Source organism: Lyngbya sp. CCAP 1446/10 (genome assembly GCF_026130175.1).
Taxonomy (GTDB): Bacteria; Cyanobacteriota; Cyanobacteriia; order Cyanobacteriales; family Microcoleaceae; genus Microcoleus.
In genome coordinates this window covers 1-25,059 of sequence record NZ_JAIGNI010000075.1, presented here as the reverse complement: position 1 = coordinate 25,059, position 25,059 = coordinate 1, and the positions used below count along the sequence as shown (strand labels likewise).

The 25,059-nt window shown below is 42.8% G+C and carries 15 protein-coding genes; 3 read left to right on the top strand and 12 right to left on the bottom strand.

The features are described 5' to 3' along the window. Window positions 1-102: 102 nt before the first annotated feature. Both K4039_RS23820 and K4039_RS30010 read right to left on the bottom strand, forming a co-directional pair. Window positions 103-2,508: a DEAD/DEAH box helicase gene (locus K4039_RS23820; protein WP_265238993.1), complete on the bottom strand. Its 2,406-nt coding sequence runs from the start codon at window positions 2,506-2,508 to the stop codon at window positions 103-105. Window positions 2,509-3,860: 1,352 nt separating this feature from the next. Then, a complete protein-coding gene (locus K4039_RS30010) occupies window positions 3,861-4,049 on the bottom strand; it encodes a SpvB/TcaC N-terminal domain-containing protein (protein ID WP_375339826.1) in 189 nt (62 codons plus the stop codon). Window positions 4,050-4,253: 204 nt separating this feature from the next. Between K4039_RS30010 and K4039_RS23810 the strand changes: the two genes are divergently transcribed. The 3 genes from K4039_RS23810 to K4039_RS23800 all read left to right on the top strand — a co-directional run bounded on the left by K4039_RS23810 (window position 4,254) and on the right by K4039_RS23800 (window position 6,883). Then, window positions 4,254-4,940 (top strand): ATP-binding cassette domain-containing protein, encoded by a 687-nt coding sequence (locus tag K4039_RS23810; RefSeq protein ID WP_265238991.1) that lies wholly within the window; start codon window positions 4,254-4,256, stop codon window positions 4,938-4,940. Window positions 4,941-5,847: 907 nt separating this feature from the next. After that, a complete protein-coding gene (locus K4039_RS23805; RefSeq protein ID WP_265238990.1) occupies window positions 5,848-6,063 on the top strand; it encodes a hypothetical protein in 216 nt (71 codons plus the stop codon). Between the two features lie 175 nt (window positions 6,064-6,238). Further along, on the top strand, window positions 6,239-6,883 hold the full coding sequence (locus tag K4039_RS23800) for a hypothetical protein (RefSeq protein ID WP_265238989.1): 645 nt from the start codon (window positions 6,239-6,241) through the stop codon (window positions 6,881-6,883). A 969-nt stretch (window positions 6,884-7,852) separates the two neighbouring features. Here K4039_RS23800 and K4039_RS23795 read toward each other — a convergent pair. The 10 genes from K4039_RS23795 to K4039_RS23750 all read right to left on the bottom strand — a co-directional run bounded on the left by K4039_RS23795 (window position 7,853) and on the right by K4039_RS23750 (window position 24,962). Continuing rightward, the gene (locus tag K4039_RS23795) at window positions 7,853-9,064 is read right to left on the bottom strand and encodes a hypothetical protein (RefSeq protein WP_265238988.1); all 1,212 of its coding nucleotides are present in this window, start codon (window positions 9,062-9,064) and stop codon (window positions 7,853-7,855) included. Between the two features lie 72 nt (window positions 9,065-9,136). Continuing rightward, on the bottom strand, window positions 9,137-10,105 hold the full coding sequence (locus K4039_RS23790) for a TauD/TfdA family dioxygenase (RefSeq protein ID WP_265238987.1): 969 nt from the start codon (window positions 10,103-10,105) through the stop codon (window positions 9,137-9,139). Window positions 10,106-10,180: 75 nt separating this feature from the next. After that, complete coding sequence (locus K4039_RS23785; protein WP_265238986.1) at window positions 10,181-16,966, bottom strand: non-ribosomal peptide synthetase; 6,786 nt, start codon at window positions 16,964-16,966, stop codon at window positions 10,181-10,183. A 130-nt stretch (window positions 16,967-17,096) separates the two neighbouring features. After that, window positions 17,097-17,801 (bottom strand): class I SAM-dependent methyltransferase, encoded by a 705-nt coding sequence (locus tag K4039_RS23780; RefSeq protein ID WP_265238985.1) that lies wholly within the window; start codon window positions 17,799-17,801, stop codon window positions 17,097-17,099. Between the two features lie 12 nt (window positions 17,802-17,813). Further along, complete coding sequence (locus K4039_RS23775) at window positions 17,814-18,224, bottom strand: dTDP-4-dehydrorhamnose 3,5-epimerase (RefSeq protein ID WP_265238984.1); 411 nt, start codon at window positions 18,222-18,224, stop codon at window positions 17,814-17,816. 44 nt (window positions 18,225-18,268) lie between these two features. Then, a complete protein-coding gene (locus tag K4039_RS23770) occupies window positions 18,269-19,321 on the bottom strand; it encodes a 2-ketoarginine methyltransferase (protein WP_265238983.1) in 1,053 nt (350 codons plus the stop codon). A 16-nt stretch (window positions 19,322-19,337) separates the two neighbouring features. Then, window positions 19,338-20,213 carry a dihydrodipicolinate synthase family protein gene (locus K4039_RS23765; protein WP_265238982.1) on the bottom strand — a complete coding sequence of 292 codons (876 nt, stop codon included), beginning with the start codon at window positions 20,211-20,213 and terminating at the stop codon, window positions 19,338-19,340. A 97-nt stretch (window positions 20,214-20,310) separates the two neighbouring features. Next, window positions 20,311-21,519 carry a pyridoxal phosphate-dependent aminotransferase gene (locus K4039_RS23760; RefSeq protein ID WP_265238981.1) on the bottom strand — a complete coding sequence of 403 codons (1,209 nt, stop codon included), beginning with the start codon at window positions 21,517-21,519 and terminating at the stop codon, window positions 20,311-20,313. Window positions 21,520-22,273: 754 nt separating this feature from the next. Further along, the gene (locus K4039_RS23755; RefSeq protein ID WP_265238980.1) at window positions 22,274-24,412 is read right to left on the bottom strand and encodes an iron uptake porin; all 2,139 of its coding nucleotides are present in this window, start codon (window positions 24,410-24,412) and stop codon (window positions 22,274-22,276) included. A 352-nt stretch (window positions 24,413-24,764) separates the two neighbouring features. Beyond that, window positions 24,765-24,962: a hypothetical protein gene (locus K4039_RS23750; protein ID WP_265238979.1), complete on the bottom strand. Its 198-nt coding sequence runs from the start codon at window positions 24,960-24,962 to the stop codon at window positions 24,765-24,767. Between the last annotated feature and the right edge of the window lie 97 nt (window positions 24,963-25,059).

Here is a 25,059-nt window from a genome sequence, read left to right as displayed (position 1 = left end):
TAAATCAAAATTTAGCGGTCAAGCAGTAAATGCGTGATTTTTGTGGCTGAATTAAGATATTTGTAGAATCAAATAAGTTATACACTGTCGAAAAATTAAGATTTACCGCAACTTATTGAGCGGATACAAATTTACATCATTAGCTGAAGCCAAAATAGTCAGAGGTAAAGCTGCTAAAATTTGATGACCAAAACTGTGAATAGCCAACAAATTCGCGGGGTACTCCCACAACTGCTGATATCCGGGAGGAATCGGCTGTTGAGACTGAAGCAATTCCTGGCGAGTAGCTGTTACTACGTGTTGCAGGTAACATTGAACCGGGGAATTCAAACTAATTTGCAGTACAGGAGTCGTAAATTTGATTTCGTAAGGTTGCTCAAAGTTTACCTCATTAAGAACCGATGTTAGCTCAGCCGAGCGAGTTCTCTTGCCACAAACAGGACAGGCAGTACATTTTGATAAAGGCTCTCGGTAATTGACGCATTTTCTATTGAGACAAGTTAACTCGTAATTGCGAGTCAATAATTGATAACCAGTGACAAGTTGGCTAATTTCCCCCCAAGCCAGTTCCAGAATAGCTTGAGCGGGAATTGCATTACTATCCGTTGAATTGTTTTGTACATTTCCTTCAACTTCTGGAATAACCAACGGGATTTGTTGAGGCAAACTCAAATTCTGCTTGAGGCTGGTATCAGTACGGCTAATCGCTACAGTAAACAGTCGAGTTTCAGGGATGTTTTGCAAAATAGCTTGGCCATTCAAGAGCGAACGCGAAGTATAAGTCACCAAACAGCCGTCTGAGTTTTGCGTGCGGTAAATAGCACCCGGAAATACTTCTCGATAAGCAATCTCCGCACTGAGAATTTCAATCTCTTCTTGAGTATCCGCATCGACCAGTTGTATCGTGCTAGCACCAGTTCCCCCTCGAAAGTTTACATCTTTATGCGGAAAGCCTTTAGCCCATAATTTATCCCGGCTTCTGTGAAGAACACCTTGCTCAATTAAAGCCGTTGCAATTATATGAGCGCTCTTGCCAAAGTAGTGCTTGAGCTTATTGACAGGAATGCCTGTTTCGACAGCAGCGCACATCAAATGTTTGGCAATATCTATGGGATAATTGGCATTAAAGCTCACCACTTCAGATTCGGCAGAAAGTAACAATTCAGGGCGTTCAGCAAAGTAGTTATCTAAAGGCGATTGTGCAATGGGAATGAAGACAATTAAACCTGATTTTGTCCGGCCGGCCCGGCCAGCCCTCTGCCTGAAAGCTTGCAAGCTGCCCGGCCATCCCCTAATAATAGCAAAGTCAAGTTGAGGTAAATCAATACCCACTTCGAGAGCGCTAGTGCTGAGGATACACTTAACTGTTCCTGACTGCAAAGAGTTAATAATTTCCCTGCGACGCTCGCTTGTTAAACTGCCGTAAAAAATTGCTACGCCGGACTCAATTCCAGAGTTAGTTTGAGTTACAGCTTCTTGCTTAAAAGTGGCCCACAAGTTCTTAATTGCTTGTCTGCCGTTACCGAAGCAAATTCCGCTTTGCCCTTGCTGCAACAAAAACATAATGATGCGAGCAACATCGGAATTAGCATCATGACTCGGTTTAGTAACAATTAATTGTCGTTCTGGGACAGCAGCTCCGCTAGAGTTAATCCAAACTAACCGCTCTGATTTATTGATATTTCGCTTTCGACTTCTACCAGATAGTAACTTCGCTAATTGAACGGGATTGCCCACGGTAGCACTCAACATCAAGAATTGCAGTTTTTGAGAACAACCTCCGCGCTCGTCTACTGCCAATTTTAAGCGGCGAATTAAGCTAGCCATGTTAGCTCCGTAAACTCCGTTAAAAGTGTGAGCTTCATCTAGGACAATATAGCGGAGGCGACTTAAAAAATGCTGCCAAGGCTGACTCCAGTGAACCCCTTTCAGCGCATAGTGAATCAACTCTGGTGTTGCGCTGATTATGCTAGGATTTGTAGCCAATAATTGTTCTCTGGTTTTGGGAGGAGTATCGCCAGTTAGAAGAGCAAGGCGTGGGCGCGCCGGCTCAGGAATTAGTTCGAGCAAATCGGCAAGTTTTTGACTTTGATCGGCTGTTAAAGCTTTCAAGCCATAAATAGAGAGTGCAGTAAATTGATGTTGGAGAATGCCCTCTAAAATAGGCAAGTATGCACTTAAAGATTTGCCAGAAGCTGTTGCTGTGCTGAGGATGACATCTTTGCCCTGGCGCACGGCTTTGAGTGTTTTAATTTGGTGCGAATAAAGCTGTTGAATGCCTTGGCGGTGCAAAGCAGAAATTATTGAAGGCGGCAAGTCTTGAGGAATTTTGTAGAGTTTAGGAGTTGTAGCAGTCGCGATTGTCTGATAAATAACCTCTTCGCCTAAAAATTCACACAAATCGGCTGTTGCAGTTGGCTGCAAGTGGCTTATTTCGGGGAAGTTATTTTGGTGAAAGTCAGGTCTGGCTATTAGTTGGGAAAGAAGGTTGATATAATTGGGAGGCATTGGTCACTCTAAGAATGAATCTTTCCTCTCTTACTACCGATAGGTAGGAGAAAGAACGAGAGACGAAATTTCCCAAAAACCAACTGGGAGTCCAACTGAAATTGGTGGCAATTATGGGTTTGGTTCAGGAACTAGGGAAACGGTAGGTCTCTGGCTCACTACGCTCACGCCTTTTCATGAAGTTATAAGCACAATCCCGTAGGAATTTGGTTTGAGGGTGAGAAGGTGCGATCGCATCTGTGTTTGATGATAGGGTTGGAAAATCAAGCTCGCGATCGCCTCAGAAGTATTGTTTATGCAAAGGGGCGATATCTCAATGAGCGTCACACACAAGAGCGAAATTCTCGATCGCCTCACAGTCAATATTGATTAAGAGCATCGCCCCTCTGGAAACCAACCTCAGCTTCGAGTTGGAGAATAAACTGACCAATTTAGTATATTGACAGAATTCACAAATTGTGCAATTAGGGCTTTATAGCAATATAACTTTACACAAACATACCAACTTTATCTATTTCCCATTGGGTCAAAAAACTGAATAATCAATAGACATATCCCAAAAAGCCTGTAAAGAGCAGTCATCCGGCCTGCTCCACAAGAATTATGGGAGATGTCTAATAGTGAAGTTTTTTGGTGCGCGCCGACAGTAATTCAGCCCAAGTCCTCGGGCCTCTGCTATCTGCATCAAAGTCTTCTTGTATCAACCACCTGTTTTGGATGCATCAGAATCTAGAGCCTTCCTAACTGCGTGCATACTTTAAATGGAGTCTATACATGAATGTTGGCGAAGTTATGGACACTGTAGAACAAGGTCTGCTCTCAAGGCAACTAAGTTCCCTGGAGCGTTTCATCCTGTCTCAATCATGGCTGGGACGCAGTTATAACGAAATGGCCCCCGATTGTGCCTATAGTATCGCTCACATTAAGAATATTGGCTCCCAATTGTGGCAGGCTCTTTCCAAAGCAATAGAAGAGAGAGTGACGAAAAAAAATCTGCTTTTAGTCCTCAAGCAATACCTGCTTTCCCGGACAGGTGAAACAGTGGCTAGCGACCAGTTATCTGTTACCTTAGAGTTAGAAGAAATAATAGATACACCACTAACTCCTACTACCAATCAGTTACCAGTTGCCACTGATTTAGTAGAGGCTTCATACTCAGAGGATAGCGAACAATTACCACTGCTTTGCGATCGCCCCTATGTGGTAACTCAAAAAAGCTCGCAGCTAGAGAGAGCGCTGCAGAAGTGCCAAAATTATTGCGATCGTACAAAAGCAGAACATAATTTAAAACCCCCTGTCACACAAAGCGAACCAACAAATCCTAGTGATTGTTTGCCGCTAGACTCTCCTCTCTACATTTCACCAATGCCCGCTCCAAAACTGTACGCTAGCCTTAGCATCGGTTCCAAACTGCGACTTGGAGAAATCGGTATTGGTACAGATAGCAAAGCTGTGCCGGTAAATTCATCGGCATGAAAAGTTTCAACTATGCCCTCAATAGCACTGCCACCTTTAGGTAGAGACTTTGTTGGCCGTAACATTTGGGTTTTTCAAGTCTTTAATGGCTGACATACTATTTAGGACTTACACATCGGGGACTAAAAACCGGGTTTTTTTACATACAACAATACTTCGTTGTCGCCCGCAGATTCCCTAAAAAACCCGGTTTCTTGGAGGCGGAATGCGTCCAAGACTGATATTTAAGGTCTCAGAACAAGTTATTTAGTTATGGCCGCAGTCAGGCAATGACCAATCCCAAACCCAAAATTTGCATCGAACATCTCATCAAAATTTATGGGAAAAAACCTCATGCTGCTCTCAAACTGTTTCGAGAAGGCAAGTCTAAAGATGATATCTTGCAAGCAACTCTGAATGTGCTCGGCATTGCCGATGTATCTATGGCGGTTAATCCAGGGGAATTGTTTGTGGTGATGGGGTTATCCGGTTCGGGAAAATCTACCTTGGTTCGCTGCATCAACCGTTTGATTAATCCCACCAGCGGACATATTTACATTGATGGTGAAGATGTTGCCCACGTTAATGAGAAACGGATGCGAGAGATTCGCCTGACAAAAGTGTCGATGGTGTTTCAGGGATTTGGGTTGTTTCCCCACAAAACTGTTGCTGAGAATGTAGAGTATGGTTTGAAGGTACGGGGGATTGATACTCGCCAACGTCGCCAAAAAGCTCTCTCAACTTTAGAAGCGGTGGGTTTAGCGCAATGGGCGGATTATTTGCCCGACTCGCTGAGTGGTGGGATGCAGCAACGGGTGGGTTTAGCGCGTGCTTTGGCGACAGATGCAGAGATTTTACTCATGGATGAGCCATTCAGCGCCCTCGATCCCATGATTCGCCGGGAAATGCAGGATGAATTGCTGCGCCTCCAGAAAGAACTGCACAAAACTATTATGTTTAAGCGAGTCTCGTCTTGACACAAGTAACGTAACCGTTGTCCCGAACCAAACAATCGTTGATAGGTCAACAGGGCTGGGGCAATGTTTTTTTTAAACGCTGATCGGCATTGGGTTCTTGCTTCGCACTTTTGGGACGTGGCACTTTTAACTTAGCTCCATCGTCGGTAGTGCACCCAATGATAGACTTTAGAAACTAAAAAATAAAGGGGGTATTTAACCCGGATTTGGGCTCATAAATTCTCGCAGCAACTGCAATACCACCGTTTAGCAAATATTCAACTAAAAGCAATTTCATCCAACATCGGCGAGCAGTTTGGTGACAGTTGGGGTGCAGAATGTGGGGGATAAGCTAGAGGCTTGCTGCGCGATACGCCTGCGGCACTTCTGCTTCCGCATTTTGAATTTATTTAGCTTCAGGAAATAATTTATATTTATTTACTTAACATAAATACACTTTCTTTGACAGCCTCCCTGCAAAATGTTAGGTTAGTCGGGTTCGTTAGCTAGCTCATCTTTCGACTTTCATCCCATACTCCTTACTCGACAACTTTCCACATCAAGATTGGTAGCTACCCAAGAGAGCTAAAAGTCTATAGACCTGACAAGCTTAGCGAAGAATAGTTTTTCGTTCGGTGGACAGGTTCTAGCATAAGGCTTTTTGCATGGAAAAGGCAGAGTATCCCATTTTTAGCCAATCTCAGGTGAGATTTTTGCAGGCATGAGATGCCGACTGAGAAAGGAGCGCAGATGAGACGTTTTCTTAAACTCGATTCTATTTTGGTCGGCTGCCAATTGATAAATAATGTCAGATTTTCAATCAAGGGTGCTGATACGGATTTAGCGGTTCCACCGGTGCCAGCGGATTTGGCAATTGGGGAAAAGTTCAAGAGGGCTGCCTTCGTTGAACAGATTGGGGGCAAGAGCAGTGTATTATCAGAAAGGGTCGCTGTTTCTTTTAGGTGCGATCGCAAGAAGGTTAGTGCTTTGTGCGATCGCGCTTGGCTTAATTTGGCATAGGGAGAAAATGTGCGATCGCTTATCGAAGTGCTTTGAGCTAGCAGTTATCCTATCGCACCACGGTTTAGTTCAAGAGGCGGTGAAACGGTTGCAAGCTAAGGTTAAAAACGGTTATGGATTTTAAGTCGGGTTTTGTGGGGCGGTTGAGCTTGGAAAAAACAGTCTCTCAGTTAAAAAATTCAGAAGTCGCTTTTTGAATACTCTTAAATATGAGGCTGTAAATATTGGCAGCAACGTCATTTATTTACCAGCTTTTTTCACTTTTGAAGTACCCAATATACACTAGGAGCGAGAAAGATATGCCTGAATTTACTGACGGATACAACTTTGTCATTGATAATGATGGCAAGCTATATGTTCGCAATGATAATGCGAGTGTTAGGGGTCATACAATTGACAAAAACACCAAAAAGATATTCACTCCGCCAGACACGGGGAAAAGAACAACCTTTTACTTAGCAAAAAGTGAACACAAATACTTTAAAGACTGTCTGGAAACTGCAGAAGATCTGATTAACGATCAGTATCCCCCTTCTATTCCGGGGACTGTTCGTAGCAAGGTGAAGCGGCTCGATCGAGATTTTGGCAATTCCACAGACGAAAATATTCAGGCAGCTACAGATTACAAAAATTCATTCGGTAATTACGCCAATGAGAAAGCCGATCCGATAGTAGGAGAGGCTTATGTAATTGTTTCGTTAAGCAAAACTACTACTTACCCGTACCATGCAGGGGCTGTAATTGCAAGAGACAATACATCCCAACTGACGCTCGAAGTCTTTGCTGCCGATCGAGATGCCAAAAAGCGTACAGAAACGGGAACATACCAAATCTACTATCTCACTGATAGTGGTGAGGACAAAAAAACCTTTCACAGTACTTGGAAAGATAATCCTTACCTTACTCCTGGTAGCCCCGTGACAATTGTCATTGTAAAGAAATAACCACAACAAGGCGTAGGCTTTCATAGTAGCTTATTTGCTTTCCTAACACATCGATACAGAATTTGGCAATGCTCTGGTATAGCACATCTTGGGTCAAGCTGCCAAAATACACGGTATGTGGAAAAGGGCATTGCCACACAACAATAAAGCTAACCGACACGATCGCCCACTGGCAGCCCAACGGTCAATCGCTCTAAATCCCCAAACCACATTCAGTAGTGCGAACGCAGAATCCATGATATTATTTCAACATCATGAAAAGCCATCAAAAGAGTTAGAGATACGATAATCCCATTCTTTTAAACCACATTCCACAAGATAAACGAGTATGGCAGATAACAAGCATTCAACAATTGGACTGGTTGAAATTCCACGCACGGGACTATACGATGAAAAAGGCAAAAATTGGACTCTTCTATATAGACACTGTCCTTTAATCAGCAAGCAAAACTTGCTTGCTGATTTGTTGGCAGGAGGATTTGATGCCAGGTTGGTCAACCTCCCAGGGCAAACGCATCTAAATTAGTCTTGACAAAAATTTTAATTCATGCCTAAATGAAAGAATTATAATTTATCGTTTGATTGATTTTCTGCCAGTCAAAGCGATAGCCTAAAATCTTGTCAATAAGCAAACATTAATGCAGTTCATTGAGCCTTTATTGAGATTGAGGTATTCTTATTGACAAGATGCGTTTGCCCTGCTAAATCTGCTCCTAACTCGAACGGACGTTGACGGTCAAATATTTCCAGCTTCTCCTCAGTAAATGTAGCCTGTGCATCTCTCCATTCGCTAATATGGCAAATTTTCCTCCCGATGCTTTAATTTGGGAAATACGGTTCTGTGGAGCCATCATTTTATTTTTCTCCATTCAGGTGGTCTTAAATTTTGAACAATTTTCCAAGATAGGTTTTGTCGAGCTAATTCAAATGCGCCTGTGCTTGCTCTTTACTTCGTGACTAAATATTTGACTAACAATTCTTGTCTTGATTCCGCTGATTCCAGTACTGCTCAACTATCTCAAAAGAACCTTTGAATCGCTCTGAGTTTATCTTTTCTTTTTCCCAGTTTGAAGAAGTGTTTGTATTACCCTTTAAAATTCGCTCGATTAATGGGACAATTTTTTCGAGTTGAGCAGTTTTCTGGTGCAGATGGAAGTTGGCGATCGCATAAGCTTCAAAAGGGTGTGTATCTTCCAACTTTAATGTTTCACTTTGTGCAACAAAATCGTCTAGCTGCTCTAATGATGGCATAGCTACCTGTTCCGGGGCGTAGAGCAGATCGAGATAAATCGGAATGACTCGCCAAATATGCTCTCGGGACTGAGGTGGAAAGGCATACGGACTTATATCTTCTCCCCTAACCAGCGGGTCTATTGCTTTACTGTTTCGTGCTTTACGTACTGCCTCTCTATTGGGGTCTCGTAAATCAAATATCTTTGACTGTGACTGTATATTTAAATTGTTGATACATGGCTCGATATCATCCACTTCAATATCTAGTTTTTCTATTATTTTTGCAAGAGCATAGTAAGGATTCATTCTCATAATATTCAAATCCATTATTGCTATTTTTTTTAAATTTACATCCAAAAAAGAGCGCACGATCTTCCACTGAGAGATTAAGGCTTCCCATTCCTTGTCGTTATCGCTAATAATTGTCCCATCCCAATCTGGCGAGAGGTTCTGTAAATTTAAAGATTCTATAATGAGTGCATTCTTTAATACAAATTCCTGATTTCTGAGTAATGCGCCATCGCCATGAAAATACATATCAGTCATCAGGGATAATCCCGAAAAATACTGTAAATGTGGCTCCCGAATTGTGAACAGAAACTTTTCTGGAATCTGAATCCAGCGCTCCCAAATAGGTAGTTCAAAAAGAGGTGAAACTTCTTTAACCAGAATTGTCGCCTGGTTTTTTTGTTTTAGAATCTCAATAATCTGATTAACAATCATACCGCAAGCTTCTTCATAAATAGCAGCATTTAACGGTAACTTATTTGGTCTCTTGTTGCCACCTTGAGCTTTTAAAACAGCCGCAAATGGTTGATGGATTGCTCGGTCGGCAAACCTTGAAAGAATAACTTGAGCAATTGTAGACCCACTCCTACATGTTCCATGAACATAGATAATAGACGCTTTTCCTGACGCTACTAGCTGTTTTAATATTTGCTCATTCATTTAGCACTTCCCCGAATAGATACTACTACAATACATTAATAAAAACAGTGTTCGTAGGGCGACAAAAGGCGATCAAAAATGTGACAGAGAAACCAAAATTTTCCGGGGACCAACAAACGGTCTTCGTCCATGACAAACTAACATATTATCTATGAGTAGTACGTCTCCCTCCTGCCAAGGAAAAACAACAGTTTGTTGACAAATGGTTTCTCTAATCTCATCTAGCATCGAAACATCAATTGGAGTATGATCACCAAAACAAGCATATTGAGGGAGTTCTTCTTCGTTACCCTCAAAATAAAACATCATAGCTTCGTATATATTTTTAGGAAGACTAGATGGATGAAATTGCTCGGCTTGATTAAACCAAACTTGTTCGCCTGTATGAGGATGAATTGCAATAGCAGGGCGAGTCTGGCTTAATCGCAATCCACCATCCTTCTTCCACTCAAAATTTATGCCTGCTTTTCTATTATGCTCTTCTACTAGCGACTTATCTGAAGTTTTAAAAGAATCTTGCCAGGAAACTCCCATGCCATTACCACTATGTAAATTGCGGATATACTTCACCTGTTTAAGTGTGAATTTTTCAACGAGCTTTGGGTTAAGACTTTTTAGGATTTGACGACTATCAGCAATCGGTGTTTCTCCGCCCTCCTTAGAAGCTGTAATACAGCAAAAATAGAGTTTTTCTGGCCAGTGGCTAGAGTAGGACAACTCATTATGCAAACTAATGAAGTATTCAGCCGGATATTCGGTTGAAGTATAAATACTATTAGCTACTTTGGTTCGGGGAGAATTTCCATCAACATAATCCATTAAATTACCTGAAACCGATGTCACAAATTTTTCAAAAGCCAAGATAGTGTTTACACCAAAGCCTCGAAAAATAATTGCTCCGTGTTTCAGCAATTTGTGTGATAAAAGTTCACTATCTCTATACCAGGAAAGGAGATTATCAAGATTAGACGATTCACCTTCTGTGTCAGGTTCTACCAGTAAAGGTAGATTGTAATTCGAGTCGAGAATTCCTATTTTCATAATGATTGAGCTTCTTTATTCAAATGAGGGAGCTTGCTTTTTTACCCCAAAATCCTCTACTTAACAGACCAATTACTAAGACGAAAACGCCTGTGCTTGCTCCAGGCAAGAGAGAAGTTGTGTGGCTAGCACCTGTACGTGAGGCTGTTGCATCATGGTCATATGGTTCCCTGGAACCACATGAATGTCTATAGTAGCAGAAAAGTCGTTCCAGCCCAAGGCAGGTTCTTTTAGCCTCTGTGCCAACTCCTCTGTATCACTTTCAAATACATCAAGCTCGTTAGCACGGAAAAGAGTAATTGGAGTCTGTTGCATCCCCGAAGGCAAATAAATACGATAAGCTTTCATGGATGCAATGTATACTTGCACCAGACCCCGAACTGACATTATTCCTGCATCAGGAGGCAACAAGTTGACCCGGATCAACCGTTCTTTGAGATAGTGCAATTGTTCCACAGGGGTAAGCTTCGCTAGAGTTGCTCGGGATACCTCCAAGTTCTTGGAGCACATATATCCAATGTAGTTGGCAAACTCAGTCAGATAAGCCGCGTCATCTTCATCAATACCTTTCGACTTCTGACCAACAATTGGGGCAACAGAGTCAATCATGGCAAGCAGAGCCACATCTTGCCCCTGTTTGTGCAGCATCATCGCCATCTCAAAGGCAACTACACCTCCAAAAGAATGTCCACCCAGCAGGTAGGGACCTTTTTGCTGAACGGTCTGTATTGCTTCAATATAGTAGGAGGCTATCTCTTCCAACTGTGTAAAAGGCTCTGATTCCCCATCAAGTCCCCGTGCGGAGAGACCGTAGAAGGGTTGGCTTGAGCCAAGATGACGCGCCAGCTCATATAAGTACATTACATTTCCACCAACTCCAGGCACAAAGAAAAAAGGTCGCTTGTCGCTGCCAGACTGAATTGCTACCAAAGGAGACGGGGGCAAAGAATTAGTTTCCAAACGAAGACAACTCCCTAGCTGTTCGATAGTCGGGCTAGAGAAGAGCGTTGCTATGGGCAGATTTTTCCCAAAGTGCCGCGAAATTCGAGCCATTAAGAGCACGGCTAAAAGAGAATGACCGCCTAATTCAAAGAAGTTATCCTTCACTCCAACAGCGGGAAGTTGCAAAACCTCTGACCAAAGAAGCTGTAGTTGCTGTTCAACTGTGTCACGGGGGGGAACAAAGCCGATTGAGTCACTTAGTTCCGTATCTGGTGCCTTCAACGCGCGACGGTCTATCTTACCATTAGGGGTAAGAGGTAAAGAAGAAAGCATCACAAAGGCTCCTGGCACCATGTAGTCGGGGAGCTTTTGAAAGAGGAAGTGCCGCAGTTCACGGGTGGCGGGAGGTTTATGGTTGGGAACAACATAAGCTACCAATCGTTTGTTATCTGGTTGGTCATCCCTTGCTAAAACTACTGTCTCCCGTACCTCTGGGTGTTGACTAAGGACTGCTTCAATTTCTCCTAGTTCGATGCGGAAGCCACGAATTTTGACCTGATTATCTATCCGACCCAGAAACTCGATGTTGCCATCTCTTAGGTAGCGGGCTAAGTCTCCAGTTTTGTAGAGGCGGGTACCAGTTTGATCGCTAAATGGGTTGGAAATGAATTTTGCAGTCGTCAAGTCCAGGTCGTTAAGGTAGCCTCGCGCTAAGGAAGCACCGCCAATGTGTAGTTCACCCAGTACACCGATGGGAACGGGTTGCTGATGGCGGTCGAGAATATAAACTTGCGTGTTAGCAATGGGACAACCGATAGGAACAGTTTTAGAGTTATAACTGGCTGGCTTGTTCTCGACAGGATAGGTAAGTACGCCAACCGTAGTTTCTGTCGGTCCATAGTGGTTGAGAATCCGACAGTTCGGGGCTTCTTGCCGGATTTTTTCAATTAAATCCCAGTTAGCTGCTTCACCACCTAAGACTAGACATTGACGCGGCAGGATAGAGTTGGACGCATTAGACGCCAAGAGGGTAGCAAGGTGGGCGGGGGTAATTTTGAGACAGTCGATAGGATGACGCCCAAAGTAATCTGCTAGGGCTTTGGGGTCAGTGGAAAGTTCTTGGGATACGATATGCAGACAACCCCCCGTACACAACGCTGGAAAAATTGCGGTGTTGCCTAAGTCGGCGGCGAAGGTGGAAACTGTTGCGAAACTGGCACCTGTTGGCAGTTGCAGTTTGTCTAAGATGGTGTGCAGGTAGTTCAGGATTTGCCTGTGCTCGATCGCAACGCCTTTAGGTTGACCTGTAGAACCCGAGGTATAGAGGACGTAGGCTAAGTTTTTCGGTATCACTTCGCTCTTGGGATTCGCATCGGATTCTTGGGCAATTAGTTCCCAGTCTGCGTCCAAGTACAACACAGTCTGCACTTGAGCCTCTTCACGCTTGAGGAGTCCCTTTTGCGTCAAAAGGATCGGTACTTGAGCATCCTGCAATCGGAAGGCTAAACTTTCTTTAGGTAATGCCGGATCGAGGGGTAGGTAGGCTCCACCAGCTTTGAGGATACCCAGCAGGCTCACTACCATGTCCAGTGAGCGTTCCACGCAAATGCCCACCAGCACTTCTGGTCCCACACCCAGAGTTCTCAAGTGATGTGCCAGATAGTTCGCTTGTTGGTTCAGTTGGAAATAGGTCAACTGCTCTTCTTCAAAAACCACCGCAATGGCATCGGGCGATTTCGTAACCTGTTCCTCAAATAACTCATGGATACACTTATCGAAGCTCCCCTCTTTTGTGGTATTGTTCCACTCTACTAATAGCTGATGCTGCTCTTGCTCTGTGAGGACAGACAAAGAGGAAACCTTCTGTTGAGGATTAGCTACAATTCCCTCCAGTAACGTCTGGAAATGTCCTGCCATGCGAGCGATGGTGGTGGCATCAAACAGATCAGTATTGTATTCCCATTGTCCAATTAGTCCAGCGGCGGTGTTCTCTAAAAACAGCATCAAATCAAACTTCGCTGTGGCAGTTTCTACAGCCAATGAACTCACCGTTAAGCCTGCCATCTGTATCTGGGGCATAGGCACATTAAGGTTAAAAATCACTTGTACCAGTGGTGTGTAGCTCAAGTCACGCACTGGCTGCAATTCCTCTACTAACTTTTTAAACGGTAGGTCTTGATGGGCATAAGCTCCCAACGCTACATCCCGAACTCTTGAGAGTATATCCTCAAAACTCGGATTTCCCGACAAACAAGTGCGTAACACCAGCCTATTGGCGAAAAATCCAATCAATCCCTCAAATTCGGGGCGATCGCGATTAGCGTGAGGCGTGCCTACGATAATATCGGTCTGTCCTGTATAACGATAAAGCAATGTTTTAAACGCTGCCAATAACGTCATGAACAAGGTGACTTTTTGCCGCTGACTTAAACTCATCAACGCTTCTGTGATCTCAACAGAGAGAGCAAATCTTTGATGTGCCCCTCTATATGTTTGAATTGAAGGTCGCACTCGGTCAGTTGGCAGTTCCAATAAAGCTGGTGCACCCTCAAGTTGTTGCTTCCAATAAGCTAGTTGGGACTCAAGTACTAGGGGTGTTAGCCACTGCCACTGCCAAACAGCAAAGTCGGCGTACTGAATTGGTAGTGAGGGGATTTCAAAAGACAAGTCATTGCAAAAGGATGTGTAGAAGGCTGCTAACTCCCGGACGAACACGCCCATTGACCAACCATCCCAGACAATGTGGTGGATTTTTAGCAGCAAGATGTGTTCTGTGTCTGTTAGCTTCAGCAACGTAGCTTGGATTAAAGGGTCAGTAGTAAGGTCAAAGGGTTGCTGGGCTTGTACCGTTGCTAATCGCTGGGCAGAGTTTTCTCTTTCACTTGATGGTAGAGCTGTCAAGTCTACTACTGACATTTTCAAAGTCAAGCTAGTAGCAATTACCTGAACGGGTTGCCCGTCAACCGTTACGAAGTTAGTACGTAAGGCTTCGTGACGTTGGATAATTTTGTTGATGCTTTGCTCTAAGGCGACGACGTTCAGAAAACCTTTAAGTCGCAGAGCTTCTAGTTCGCTGTAAGATGGGTTATTTGGATCCAACTGGCTCAAGAGCCACATTTGTTGCTGGGCCAAAGACAGAGGCAAGTTACCTTGCCTGTGCTGCCGTTGTTGTTCTGCAATAGATTTGAGGGTAAGTCTATTGTTTGGCTCGCCGACGTTAACAGCAGATTGTTTAAAGTCTGTCTGATTTAAGTGTTGGGCTAAAGCGTGTATTGTTGGGTATTGCACCAGAGCCATTGTTGATAGCTCCATCCCAAACATTTCGGCTAACTTGTAATGAATTTGGGTCAAGAGTAAGGAATGACCGCCTAACTCAAAAAAGTTGTCGTGAATTCCCACAACATCTAGTTCAAGCACTTCAATCCAAACTTGGGCAATTAATTTCTCTATCTCGGATTTAGGCATAACAAGAGTTGTTGCCAATTCCGAACGAGACTTGTGTGGGACAGGCAGTGCTAAACGGTTTACCTTTCCGCTTGGTGTCAGGGGCATTTTTTCAATCGCAACAAAAACTGCTGGCACCATGTAGTCGGGCAAACGTTCTCTTAAATAATTACGCACTGCCAGTTCGAGTTTTTTAGCTAGCTGTTCCTTTAGAGAAACTCGTTCTTGCTCTGCTTCCAGATTTAAGATACTGGCAGCATGTTCGTGGGGTACCACATAGGCTACCAAGCGTTTGTTACCTGGGATGTCTTCTCGCGGTACAACTACACTTTCCTTTACAGCGGGATGTTGTGCCATCACGGTTTCAATTTCACCGAGTTCAATGCTGAAACCGCGAATTTTTACCCAATTATCTGCACGACCCAGATACTCAATATTACCATCGGATAAGTAGCGGGCGATATCGCGAGTTCTCAAGAGGCGACCGGAACCGAAAGGGTTGGAAATGAACCTCTCTGAGGTTAACTCTGGCAGGTTGAGATAGCCTCTGGCTAACCACTCACCGCCAACATACAACTCACCCCTGACGCCGATAGGAACCGGTTGAAGGAATCGATCCAGTATATAAACTTTGGCATTTGCGACAGCAGAACCGATAGGAGGAAGCGCTGGCCAACTACTTGTTTCCCCAGTCAAAATAAATTGCGTAATTGTCGAATTCTCGCTTAGCCCATATTGATTGTAGAGAATGCCACCTGTTTGCTTGAATAAGTAGGCAATGGCGGGTGTAATCTGCAACTGTTCGCCAGCAACCATGATTTCGCGCAGGGTGGTGGGGACTAGACCGCCGTTGTTGACCACCTCTGCTAAATTCCGTAAAGCGACATAGGGAAGAAATAGTCTTTCTATGCTTCTTTCTGCCACAAAACTGGCTAAAGCCAGAGGATTGCGTCGGACTTCCTCTGACACCAGCACCAGTATTCCACCAGAACTCCAAGTAGTGAAGCATTCCTCTAAGGAAACATCAAAGCTGAGGGGACCAAATTGCAGTGTTCTGGCGCTGCTGGAAACAGTTGAAGAATGCACTTGCCACCAGATGTAATGGCAAAAAGCACGATGTTCCATCACCACCCCTTTGGGTCTTCCTGTAGAACCGGAGGTGTAAGTAACATAAGCTAAGTTGTCAGGCTTAACCTGAGTGACTGGATTCTCGGAGTTCTGTTGAGAGATAACCTCCCACTCTCGATCCAGATAAACTATCTGTCGCCCTTGAGCCGTGAGCGCTAGCTGTGGTAAACTCTGAAGTGTCTTCTGGGTAGTTAGCAGGACTTGCACAGAGGAATCTGACAGCATATAAGCTAGGCGCTCTTCGGGATAGGTGGGGTCTAAGGGAACATACACGCCATTAGACTTGAAAATGCCCAATAATCCAATTACTCTGGCTTCCGATCGCTCTACGCAGAAACCCACTGGCACTTCTGGTTTTACTCCGAGCGATCGCAGATAGTGCGCCACTTGATTTGCTCGTCGATTGAGCTCCTGGTAGGTAAGCTGTTCTTCTTCAAACTCTACCGCTACTGCATCCGGTGTGCGTTCTACCTGCTCTTCCACCAACTGATGACTACACTTATTGCGGGGGTACTCGGCATCGGTGTTGTTCCACTCCACTAGAAGCTGATGCCGTTCCGCTTCAGTCAACACAGGCAAGGTGGATATATCTTGCTCTGAATTGGCAACGATACCCGCAAGCAAAGTCTTGAAATGCCCCAACATCCGCTGAATCGAGTCTGACTCATACAACTCTGGGTTGTATGAGCAGCTTACTGTTAAAATTCCCTGTGACTCCGCTACCAAAATAACCAAATCGCACTTAGCAATGTGTTCCTCAATATCCGCAAGATGCTCTTCTTGTATCGGCGTTTCTGAAATACAAAATGGTACATTGCACAGTACGAACATCACCTGAAAAATCGGCGCTTTAGTTAAATCCTCATTTCCTCCTAAATTCTCAACGAGCTTCTCAAACGGGTAATCTCGATTCTGTAGTGCATCTTCAACTGTTGTGGCAACTCGCATTAAAAGTTCTTTAGCAGTTAGTTCGCCTGCTAGACTTGTCCGCAACGCAATTGGATTGGTAAAAGTTTCCTGACTTGTTGTTTTTCCCTCTCGGCGACTATCGACACAGACGGAAGCAACAATGATGTCTTCTTGCTCTGTGTAACGCAGCAAAAGAATTTTCCATGTAGCCAGTAGCGCGATAAATAGAAGTATATTCTCGCTCTGGCAAAACTTCTTAAGTTCTAAACCTAGCTTCTCGTCTAGCTTAATCGTTTCTTTTATTCTTCTCAACGATTGAACGGATACTCTTGAACGCTTGAAGGGAATTTCTAACACGGGCAGAACACTAGCTAACTGCTTCTGCCAATAATCTTCCGGTTCGCTCAAACTGTTTTCAATGGCTCGATTTTGAGACATAATTCAGGTAAGATAGACAAGTGATTTTAATTTATCTTGAATTCAGAGACTTGCTAGCGATAAATCCAGGGAAATTCCCTTAGATATACTACCCAGTAGACTAGCCGCCCTCAAAGGACGGCCTGTAATTTCATGACTTTATAATAATCGGTACTACTATAGTATCATCACCCCAAGCTGGGCAGTCTTTGGGGGGGCTTACAGAAAGTACCTTTTTTTGTATATTGTTAAATCCCGCAGCTTTAAGCTTTTCAAGGTGGTAAGGCGAAAAGTCATTAACTTCAGCAGAAAAATAAGTAAATATCCCACCTTTTTTAAGGACGCGGTAAGCCGACTCAAAAAAGGGAATAGCATAGGGGTAGCGACCTTCTTCCTCATTGAGAGGATAAGTGTCAAATAAAATGCCGTCCACACTTTGATCTGGAATTGCAGAAATCACATCCTGCCAAAATCCAAATAGAGGTTCCACTTTTCTCTCTGCTAAGAGTGCCAATTCCTGTAACTTTTTAAACACGTCGGCATTAGCCTCGATAACAATATGTTTTTCGATTGGGTAAGCTTGGACGTAGGTGGCTGAAATCCCTAAACCAAAACCAACTTCTAAAACCACTCCTTGATTGCTGGTTGCTACTCTTGCTAGTTCTTTCATGTAGGGTGTCTCCCAATCCTCCATTACTAAATATCCGTTGATTAAGAGTTTACCTTCTGTATATATTGCTGAGGCATCTTGCCACTGTGATTGCGTTGAAAACCCTGTTTTCACAAATTCTTCAACACGCTTTAACCTTAAATACTCAGTTTTTGTTAGTTGGTTTTCATGATCTGATTGTGACATATGTAAATCTCCTTAATATTCTGCTTGTTTGCATTCATTGAGTAGCGTTTCGACTTGCTCCATATCTAAGGGAAAGGGTTTTTTCAAGGGTTGGTAATCCTTTGGATGAAAAACGCCGTGACGAATGAGAGCATTGATTACCCAGCAAGGCTGAGAACTAAGATTAATCACCAAATGGGGAACGCCAGCAGGAATTTTTACCACTTGCGGGATGCGATCGCTCATTGATATGTAATGATACTGACGGTTTTGTAAACACACCACTACCATACTTCCTCGCACCACTAATAGCTGATCGGTTTGAAAATGATGGCAAAATAAGTCATCGATAGTTTGTGGAGCAATCTCAAACAATACCGTCTCATCGCTAGACTGGGTAGAGAAGAAAGTTATGCCTTTCACTTGCTCCCGTGCCAGCTTCATACATTCAAATTTATAAATCAACCCCATATCAAGCCATATCACTATTATTTTTGTTTTCGATGCAAAAGATATCCAACTGTTAAGTCGGTCGAGTCTACGTTAATATTGGCAAAGTCTTTTGCTTTTACCTCAAGCTGACAACCCTCAAATAGTCTTTCCCAAAACTCCTGTTTTTCCAGTCTTTGATTGGTAAAGTAGTGCAATAAGTAGTAAGGGTTGTAGAAGGCAAGAGACATATTATGAGCCATGATCTTCTTGTTCTCAATTAAGTCTTCAATCTCGATAACGATAATGTAAATATCAGGGAATCGCTCCAGAATTCCAGTCAAAAATTTGATAACTCCTGCTTCGCCTTCCTGACCTAGAACTTCCTGTAACACATAGCTGACAATCAAAAAGTCTGGCTCCTGCTTGAAAGGAGATTCTAACAGTCCTAAAGCTGAAGTATTGGTCAGGATAATTCGCTCCTCTAATCCCGCTTTACGAACCGCTTCTGTTGCTGCAAGATATCCTCCCTTGTCAGGTTCCACCCCCCAAGCTTTGAGATGAGGGAAAGCTCGACAAAACTCAATCAGAAAAAGTCCTTCACCACATCCTACATCCAGAAGATAATTACACTCATTAGGTATTGCTGACATCAGGGAACGAGCTAAAGGGATGGCATCGAACTTGCTCATTTGACAGCTACCAACTCCAACCTGCCTGCCATCTCGCTCTGCCCAACCACTACCTTCTTTGAGTTTTTCGCCTATTTGAAGATAAGTACGACCATATCCACCTATCATCAGGGTGTACCACCCACGGAATTCATTGATTTGTTTGCACTTGTGAGTTAGTCGCACTTTTTCATCAATGAATTCAACAATCCCCTCATTAGCCAAATACCTTAGAAAACCCAGAAGTTTCCTTTCATCTAAATTCAGAGCTTTGGCTAAAGACTCAACCGAATGGTCGCTCTCCAACAATTTATCGTAAATACCTTCGTTAAAAAAATGATAAATTTGCGTTGCTAAAACGTGATATCGAATGGGCTGTAAGGCCTCAATCAGTTGATATTCTACATTTTCTTCTATCATTTTTACGTCTTTTTTGGTCATTTTAATTGCTGGATTTTTAGAGTTTTGTCCGCTGTGACAAAGCTGTTTTAATGATGTTGAGAGCTGTCTGAAGTTCAGTTCCTTCCAGTTCTAATCGTGGGGGACGTACCGTGGTATTTCCCCAACCAACAACCGACTGCATCAACTTAGTCATCTGCACAAACTTAGGCACAGCATTGAGTCGCATTAAGGGTATAATCCACTTGTAAAGTTCAAAAGCTTGGTCATAGTCCCCTTGTATGGCGTAATTGAAAAGAGTTACGCATTCAGCAGGCAAAGCATTGGCAGTTCCTGCCACCCAACCTATGGCTCCTGCTGCTATGCCTTCCACCAAAACATCATCCATGCCAACAGCAATAGATAATCGCTCTCCAACTAACGCACGGATAGCCGTGATTCGACGCACGTCCGTTGTTGCTTCCTTAACAGCACAAAGATTTGAATGCTCGTTAGCAAGTTCAGCAATCTGCTCTGGAAAAAAATCAGTTCCGTAGGCAACTGGGTCATTGTATAACATACAAGGAAGCTCTGTCGCCTCAATTATAGCAGCTATATGGGCTTTCATTTCCGGCCAATCTGTGCTGTAAAGATAGGGAGGCAAAACCATTAAACCGCTACAGCCCACAGACGCTGCTTTTTGGGCCAGAGTAACTGCTTGTGCTGTAGTCATCGCGCCGATTCCGGCAACGACAGGTACGCGCGAACCTACTGCTTCGATGCAAGTTTGCAGAACTTGTATTTTTTCATCAAAACTTAACGATGTGGCTTCACCGAGTGTGCCATTAGCAACAATACCCGTACATCCATTATCCACCAACCAGTTAACCTGTCTGGCTATATGGGAGCCATCAAGGGTTAAATCTTTCTTAAAGCCAGTCGTGATAGCTGGCATTACACCCTTCCATTGCATTGCCTTACCTGGTATCTCTGTTTGTTAGTAAATGAGTTTTAGGACTCTAAAAATCTCCTTTTGATTAATTTTCTCATGTTTACCCCCCGGATAGTGAAAGGTGTTGCACGGCGGCTCGTTGAGCAGAGAAATTTTTATCTAGCCTGTCTAGTATGTTCTTTATTAAAGACATACCCTCAGTAAAATTATCAGTATCTCGCGCTAGAGCTATTCTAATGTATTTCTCTCCTCGGTCATGATTGTACCAGAAAAAGTAGGTTCCTGGTAAAACGTAGACTCCCTCTTCGTATAAAATTTTTTGCAGTTCAGTCGCCTTGAGATCGGGTTCCTTAATTTCACACCAGGCAACACTTACTTTACCTTTTGGCGGGTACGGTGTCAAGATAGTACCTCGAAACGTTTCTTCTAAAATCTTTCGGTTTGTATTTAAGATATTTTTTGTAGAATCAAACTGGCACTTTTGGGAATCTAGTAGGTATTCGGTGAGGAAATTAAGAATGAAGGGAGATACATTAAGAATATAAGCCGTATAAATGCTATACATTTCTTCATAAAGATTGTCGCTGACTTTCAGCATCGCTATTTTGGCATCCTGAATTGGCCAAGTTTTTCCGGTGTCTTCAATAGCCATATATTTAATGCCTGATTCCTTTAATACTTTATAAGTATCATAAAGTTCAATTTCCTCATCGTTCATCAAAAAATTGGCAAAGCAGTAATCCACGATAAGTATCTTGTCATAGTCTTTACAAAACTGAACTACATGTTCAAAAGCCTTTTTGTTTTTCTGACCCAGCAGCGTGAATCCTGTTGGGTTATTAGGGTCTACAATAAATATCGCATCACTCTTGACATGAGTTTTGAGATTTTCATAAATCTTATCGGCATCGTGTAATAATTCTTCTTTTAAAGGAGAAAGAGGAATTGCAAGGTGCGACAATATTTCGTAAAGATTATCAAAACAAGGTTCAATCAAACTAACACTTAAGCGTTTTTTCAACAAATAGTTGGCTATGTGAATGGTGGCAATTGAAGCGGCATAATAAAGCATGATATTGTTGGGTTTCAAGGCCGCTGACAAACCCCTCATTTGATAAAAAGTGTCTATAAACTTATTATTTAAGGTTTCTTGCTGAGTTTTTTCGGCTTCAAGCCATAATTCTGGCAATTTTCTAATAATTTCTAGTTGGGAAGGAGATTGTGATTGATGAGTATGGGCATCAGCAAAGTTATACTTGTGTTTGAGAGCTTCAACTTCGTGTTGAGTTAGGTCTTGAAAATTCTGCATAGTGTTCTCTCTTAATCTATGAGTTAGAAGGTGAGCCAATTATCGGTTTGGGTTGGTCATCAACGATAGTATATTATAACATATTAAACTTTATCATCTTTTAAACATAAAGCAATTTTTTTATATTCAACCGGCTTTTCTTACTTTTCCTACTTTTTTGGCGAATAAATTATGTGTCTTTGCACTCTTTAAAGAACTAGTATTTTGGCATATTTTGTCACCCCTTCAACCAAAATATACATCTGATTTTAGTTAAAACGTAAAAGCCTGTGGAAGTGTTGAACATCTTGGTATATTGACGGCATGGGAAGACAAAAAATGCAGGATAATCTATGCGAACAACAAACACACTAAAACTTTGACTATTTTTTGAATTTTTGGGTTGCTCTGGTTTGATATGAGTTTAAAAAATTACACTCTACATCTTGTACTATAGAGTTCTTTAGCTCAACGCGAAATAGATAAAGTTGGTATGTTTGTGTAAAGTTATATTGCTGAAAACCCCAAAATACACAAAAATTGGTTTTTGTCAATATACTAAATTGGTCAATTTATTCCCCAACTAGAAGCTCAGATTGGTGCCCAGAAGCCCGATCGCCCATGACTATCTACTAATGACCATCGACTCTCGTTGCGTGTCGCCCTTTTCCACCCCTGCATTAGCCCGCAGAAAATCTCGCACCCAGTCACAGCCCGGTGTAGGTCAAGATTGAGCAGGCCCCGTAAATTCCAGACAACGAGATCTGATTTTAAATTAAAACTTAAAAGTAGTTCGCAACAATCCAACCCAAATACTGCTATTAGCAGCATTATGCTCAGGATTAGTAATCAATAAAACTCCCGGAGTAATAAACACTCTATCAGTCAATGGATAGCGATAAGATAGCTCAAAATGCAGCGAAGTATCCCGGTCTAAACGAGAATAAACATCATTACTTGTCACCTTCGGAGGCATACCAAACACAAAATTTAACTGACTCCCCAACTTACCCAAATCCGGCACTACCGCAGTAAGCGCCCAACTCCAGATATCAGCATTAGCTCCCTGCGAACCATCGAAACCATTAAGGCGGGGCGAACCCTCAGCCCGAGCATTAAAATAGCTAACCCAACCGCCTAAACTCAACTTATCCATCGCCTTGTAAGTAAACTGTAAGCCAAAAGCATTAGAAGAAGTCGCCGTACTTCCTCCAAAAGGCAACTGAGCAAATGTGCTGCCCTTACTCCCAGTAACATTAACAGTTGAACCCGGTTCTGGAGCGTAGTAGTGACCGTAGGTAAAAGCGATCGCCAACTTATTCGATGGAGTATAAGTTACCTGACCCAAAGCAGTATATTGACCGCCAAATAGTCCCTCAACAGGATTGCTGCCAGAAGTAGTTAAATAACTCACACCAGCGGCAATTTTATCGGTAAAGTTATAGTAGACTACAGCACCCGTACCAAAAGCAAATGAATAGATCGGACTTTCAGCACCAAAATTAGAAATTGAAGTAACAGGATTGAGCGCCGGAAAAATGCGAGTCGGAAAATCAGCCAGAGGTGCGATCGCAACTTTACCGCGATTACCTCCGATCGGAAACTCATAAAATAACGAACTTATCCTAAAAATATTGTTAGTGTTAGTCGCACCAATCAGGCGAGTCATATCTGTTCCAGTAACACTGCTACCAAAATTGCTAACATTACCAGATGAAATGCTGGTATGCAATCGGTCTTTACCTGTAAAACTTGTATCGAAATTGAGATTTATTCTCCCCGATAAAGTAGAGTTTTCATTTAAATCTTCCCTGGGATTTTTTCCAGAAGCAACAGCTTTTTTGTCTCCAAAAGCACTAATTAAATTAAAATCTACAGTCCCCCGGAGAACTGTAGTAGTGCTAAACTGATTGTCGTTAGCCAAAGCTACTCGCTGTTCTAAATTATCTAGTCTAGTGGTGAGGGTTTTTATTTCTGTAGCAAAGTCTGCTTGTAGCCTTTGGACAACTGCCAATTCTTCTCGATTAGAAAATGTATTATTCAAGCTATAAATTGTACGTCCAATCTTGAGCAAACAAGTATTTAATGCAGCAGCAAATTCATAACGAGTTATAACACGATTCCCCTCAAAAGTACCTTTTCCAGAACCAGAAATGCAGCGATACTTTTCTACCAAGCTTCGCAGCGCCTCATAAGCCCAATCTCCAGGACTCACATCTCGCAAATCTTCGACACTGGTAACTTCCTCCATAGCATCTGGTGGTTGGCTGTATAGTGTTGGCGGCTGTAATTGGTTAGTGGGAATTTCTGCGACTTGAGGTGTATCGTCAGAGGTTATTGCAGGAGATATCTTACCCGAAGATACAGAATTTTCCACAGTGCTGGAAATGACCTCGGAATTACTCAAAGATTCTTCCCCATACTTCTGAGATAAAACTCGATCGCCCTTAACCTCCTCAGCTTTGTTCCCGTTCAAAACAGGGTGAATATCGCCCCCCTCCTTTCCCAAGGAAATTGGGGGGATATTCGACAGCTTAATATTACTAACCGACAAGTCTTGGGATGCTTCCCCAACATTATTTGAATTAAAATTCGACAGTTCAATATTACTAACCGACAAGTCTTGGGATGCTTCCCCAACATTATTTGAGTCGAAAATCGCTACAGATGGTGGATGCAGAGATTGGTTAGTCGTGTTAATTTCATCAGTTGATGTAACCGTCATAGCAGAATAGTCTGCGAATCCAATAACTTGCTCAGTAGCCTCAGTCTTCTCTGGCAAATTTGCAGTTGTTTGAATTACCGGTACCGTCGTATCAGTATGACTGGTTTGTGCCAATACCGGAGACAATCCTAACAAATTACAACCAAGTATTATCGAAGTCAGGGGCAATTGCAAATTCAATTTGTTCATGATTTTTCCTTGTTTTTACACACAAAATAGATAACACAACACAGTTCATTTAAAGCCGATCCTCCCTTAACTTTCCCCCTACTCCCCCTTAAAAAAGGGGGACAAAAGAATTGTCAAAGTCCCCCTTATTAAGGGTGATTTAGGGGGATCTCCGGGGCATAAATAGTGATCATTCGATCCTCCCTAGCCTCCTTAAAAAAGGGGGGAAAAGAGAATTTTGCTCGTTACCAGGATTAGCTCGTTACCAGGCTCTGCCTGGTAATGCAGATCCGGAGGCTCTGCCTCTCTTTACCCCAGGGCTTCGGGAAACAGAGGAGTGTAGCAGATGTTTAAATGATTAAAATTTCGTTCCTTAAAAACGAACTCTAAATTCAGTATTGGCAGTTTCGATCGCCTTTTTAGCTACATCTTCGGGAATTTTCGTGTACTCTAGCTCTCGATTAAAACTTTGCCCCTTAGTTAAAATCCACATCAACAAATTCTTGTTAGCTTCGACAAGAGTTTCGTTAGAATACTTTTTAGGAAATAGCAGCCAACTCAAACTAACCAAAGGGTAGCCATCTTCGGGATCGTCAATATCTTCCGGTAGTGATAAATATGTAGTGATTAGATATTCATTGGCTCAAAACATAGTTGTAATGATGGAT

Bases quoted from the DNA above. Each gene is read 5' to 3' on its own strand.
- K4039_RS23820 (WP_265238993.1), bottom strand. From the start codon at position 2,508: ATGCCTCCCAATTATATCAACCTTCTTTCCCAACTAATAGCCAGACCT.
- K4039_RS30010 (WP_375339826.1), bottom strand. From the start codon at position 4,049: ATGTTACGGCCAACAAAGTCTCTACCTAAAGGTGGCAGTGCTATTGAG.
- K4039_RS23810 (WP_265238991.1), top strand. From the start codon at position 4,254: ATGACCAATCCCAAACCCAAAATTTGCATCGAACATCTCATCAAAATT.
- K4039_RS23800 (WP_265238989.1), top strand. From the start codon at position 6,239: ATGCCTGAATTTACTGACGGATACAACTTTGTCATTGATAATGATGGC.
- K4039_RS23795 (WP_265238988.1), bottom strand. From the start codon at position 9,064: ATGAATGAGCAAATATTAAAACAGCTAGTAGCGTCAGGAAAAGCGTCT.
- K4039_RS23790 (WP_265238987.1), bottom strand. From the start codon at position 10,105: ATGAAAATAGGAATTCTCGACTCGAATTACAATCTACCTTTACTGGTA.
- K4039_RS23785 (WP_265238986.1), bottom strand. From the start codon at position 16,966: ATGTCTCAAAATCGAGCCATTGAAAACAGTTTGAGCGAACCGGAAGAT.
- K4039_RS23780 (WP_265238985.1), bottom strand. From the start codon at position 17,801: ATGTCACAATCAGATCATGAAAACCAACTAACAAAAACTGAGTATTTA.
- K4039_RS23775 (WP_265238984.1), bottom strand. From the start codon at position 18,224: ATGAAGCTGGCACGGGAGCAAGTGAAAGGCATAACTTTCTTCTCTACC.
- K4039_RS23770 (WP_265238983.1), bottom strand. From the start codon at position 19,321: ATGACCAAAAAAGACGTAAAAATGATAGAAGAAAATGTAGAATATCAA.
- K4039_RS23765 (WP_265238982.1), bottom strand. From the start codon at position 20,213: ATGCCAGCTATCACGACTGGCTTTAAGAAAGATTTAACCCTTGATGGC.
- K4039_RS23760 (WP_265238981.1), bottom strand. From the start codon at position 21,519: ATGCAGAATTTTCAAGACCTAACTCAACACGAAGTTGAAGCTCTCAAA.
- K4039_RS23755 (WP_265238980.1), bottom strand. From the start codon at position 24,412: ATGAACAAATTGAATTTGCAATTGCCCCTGACTTCGATAATACTTGGT.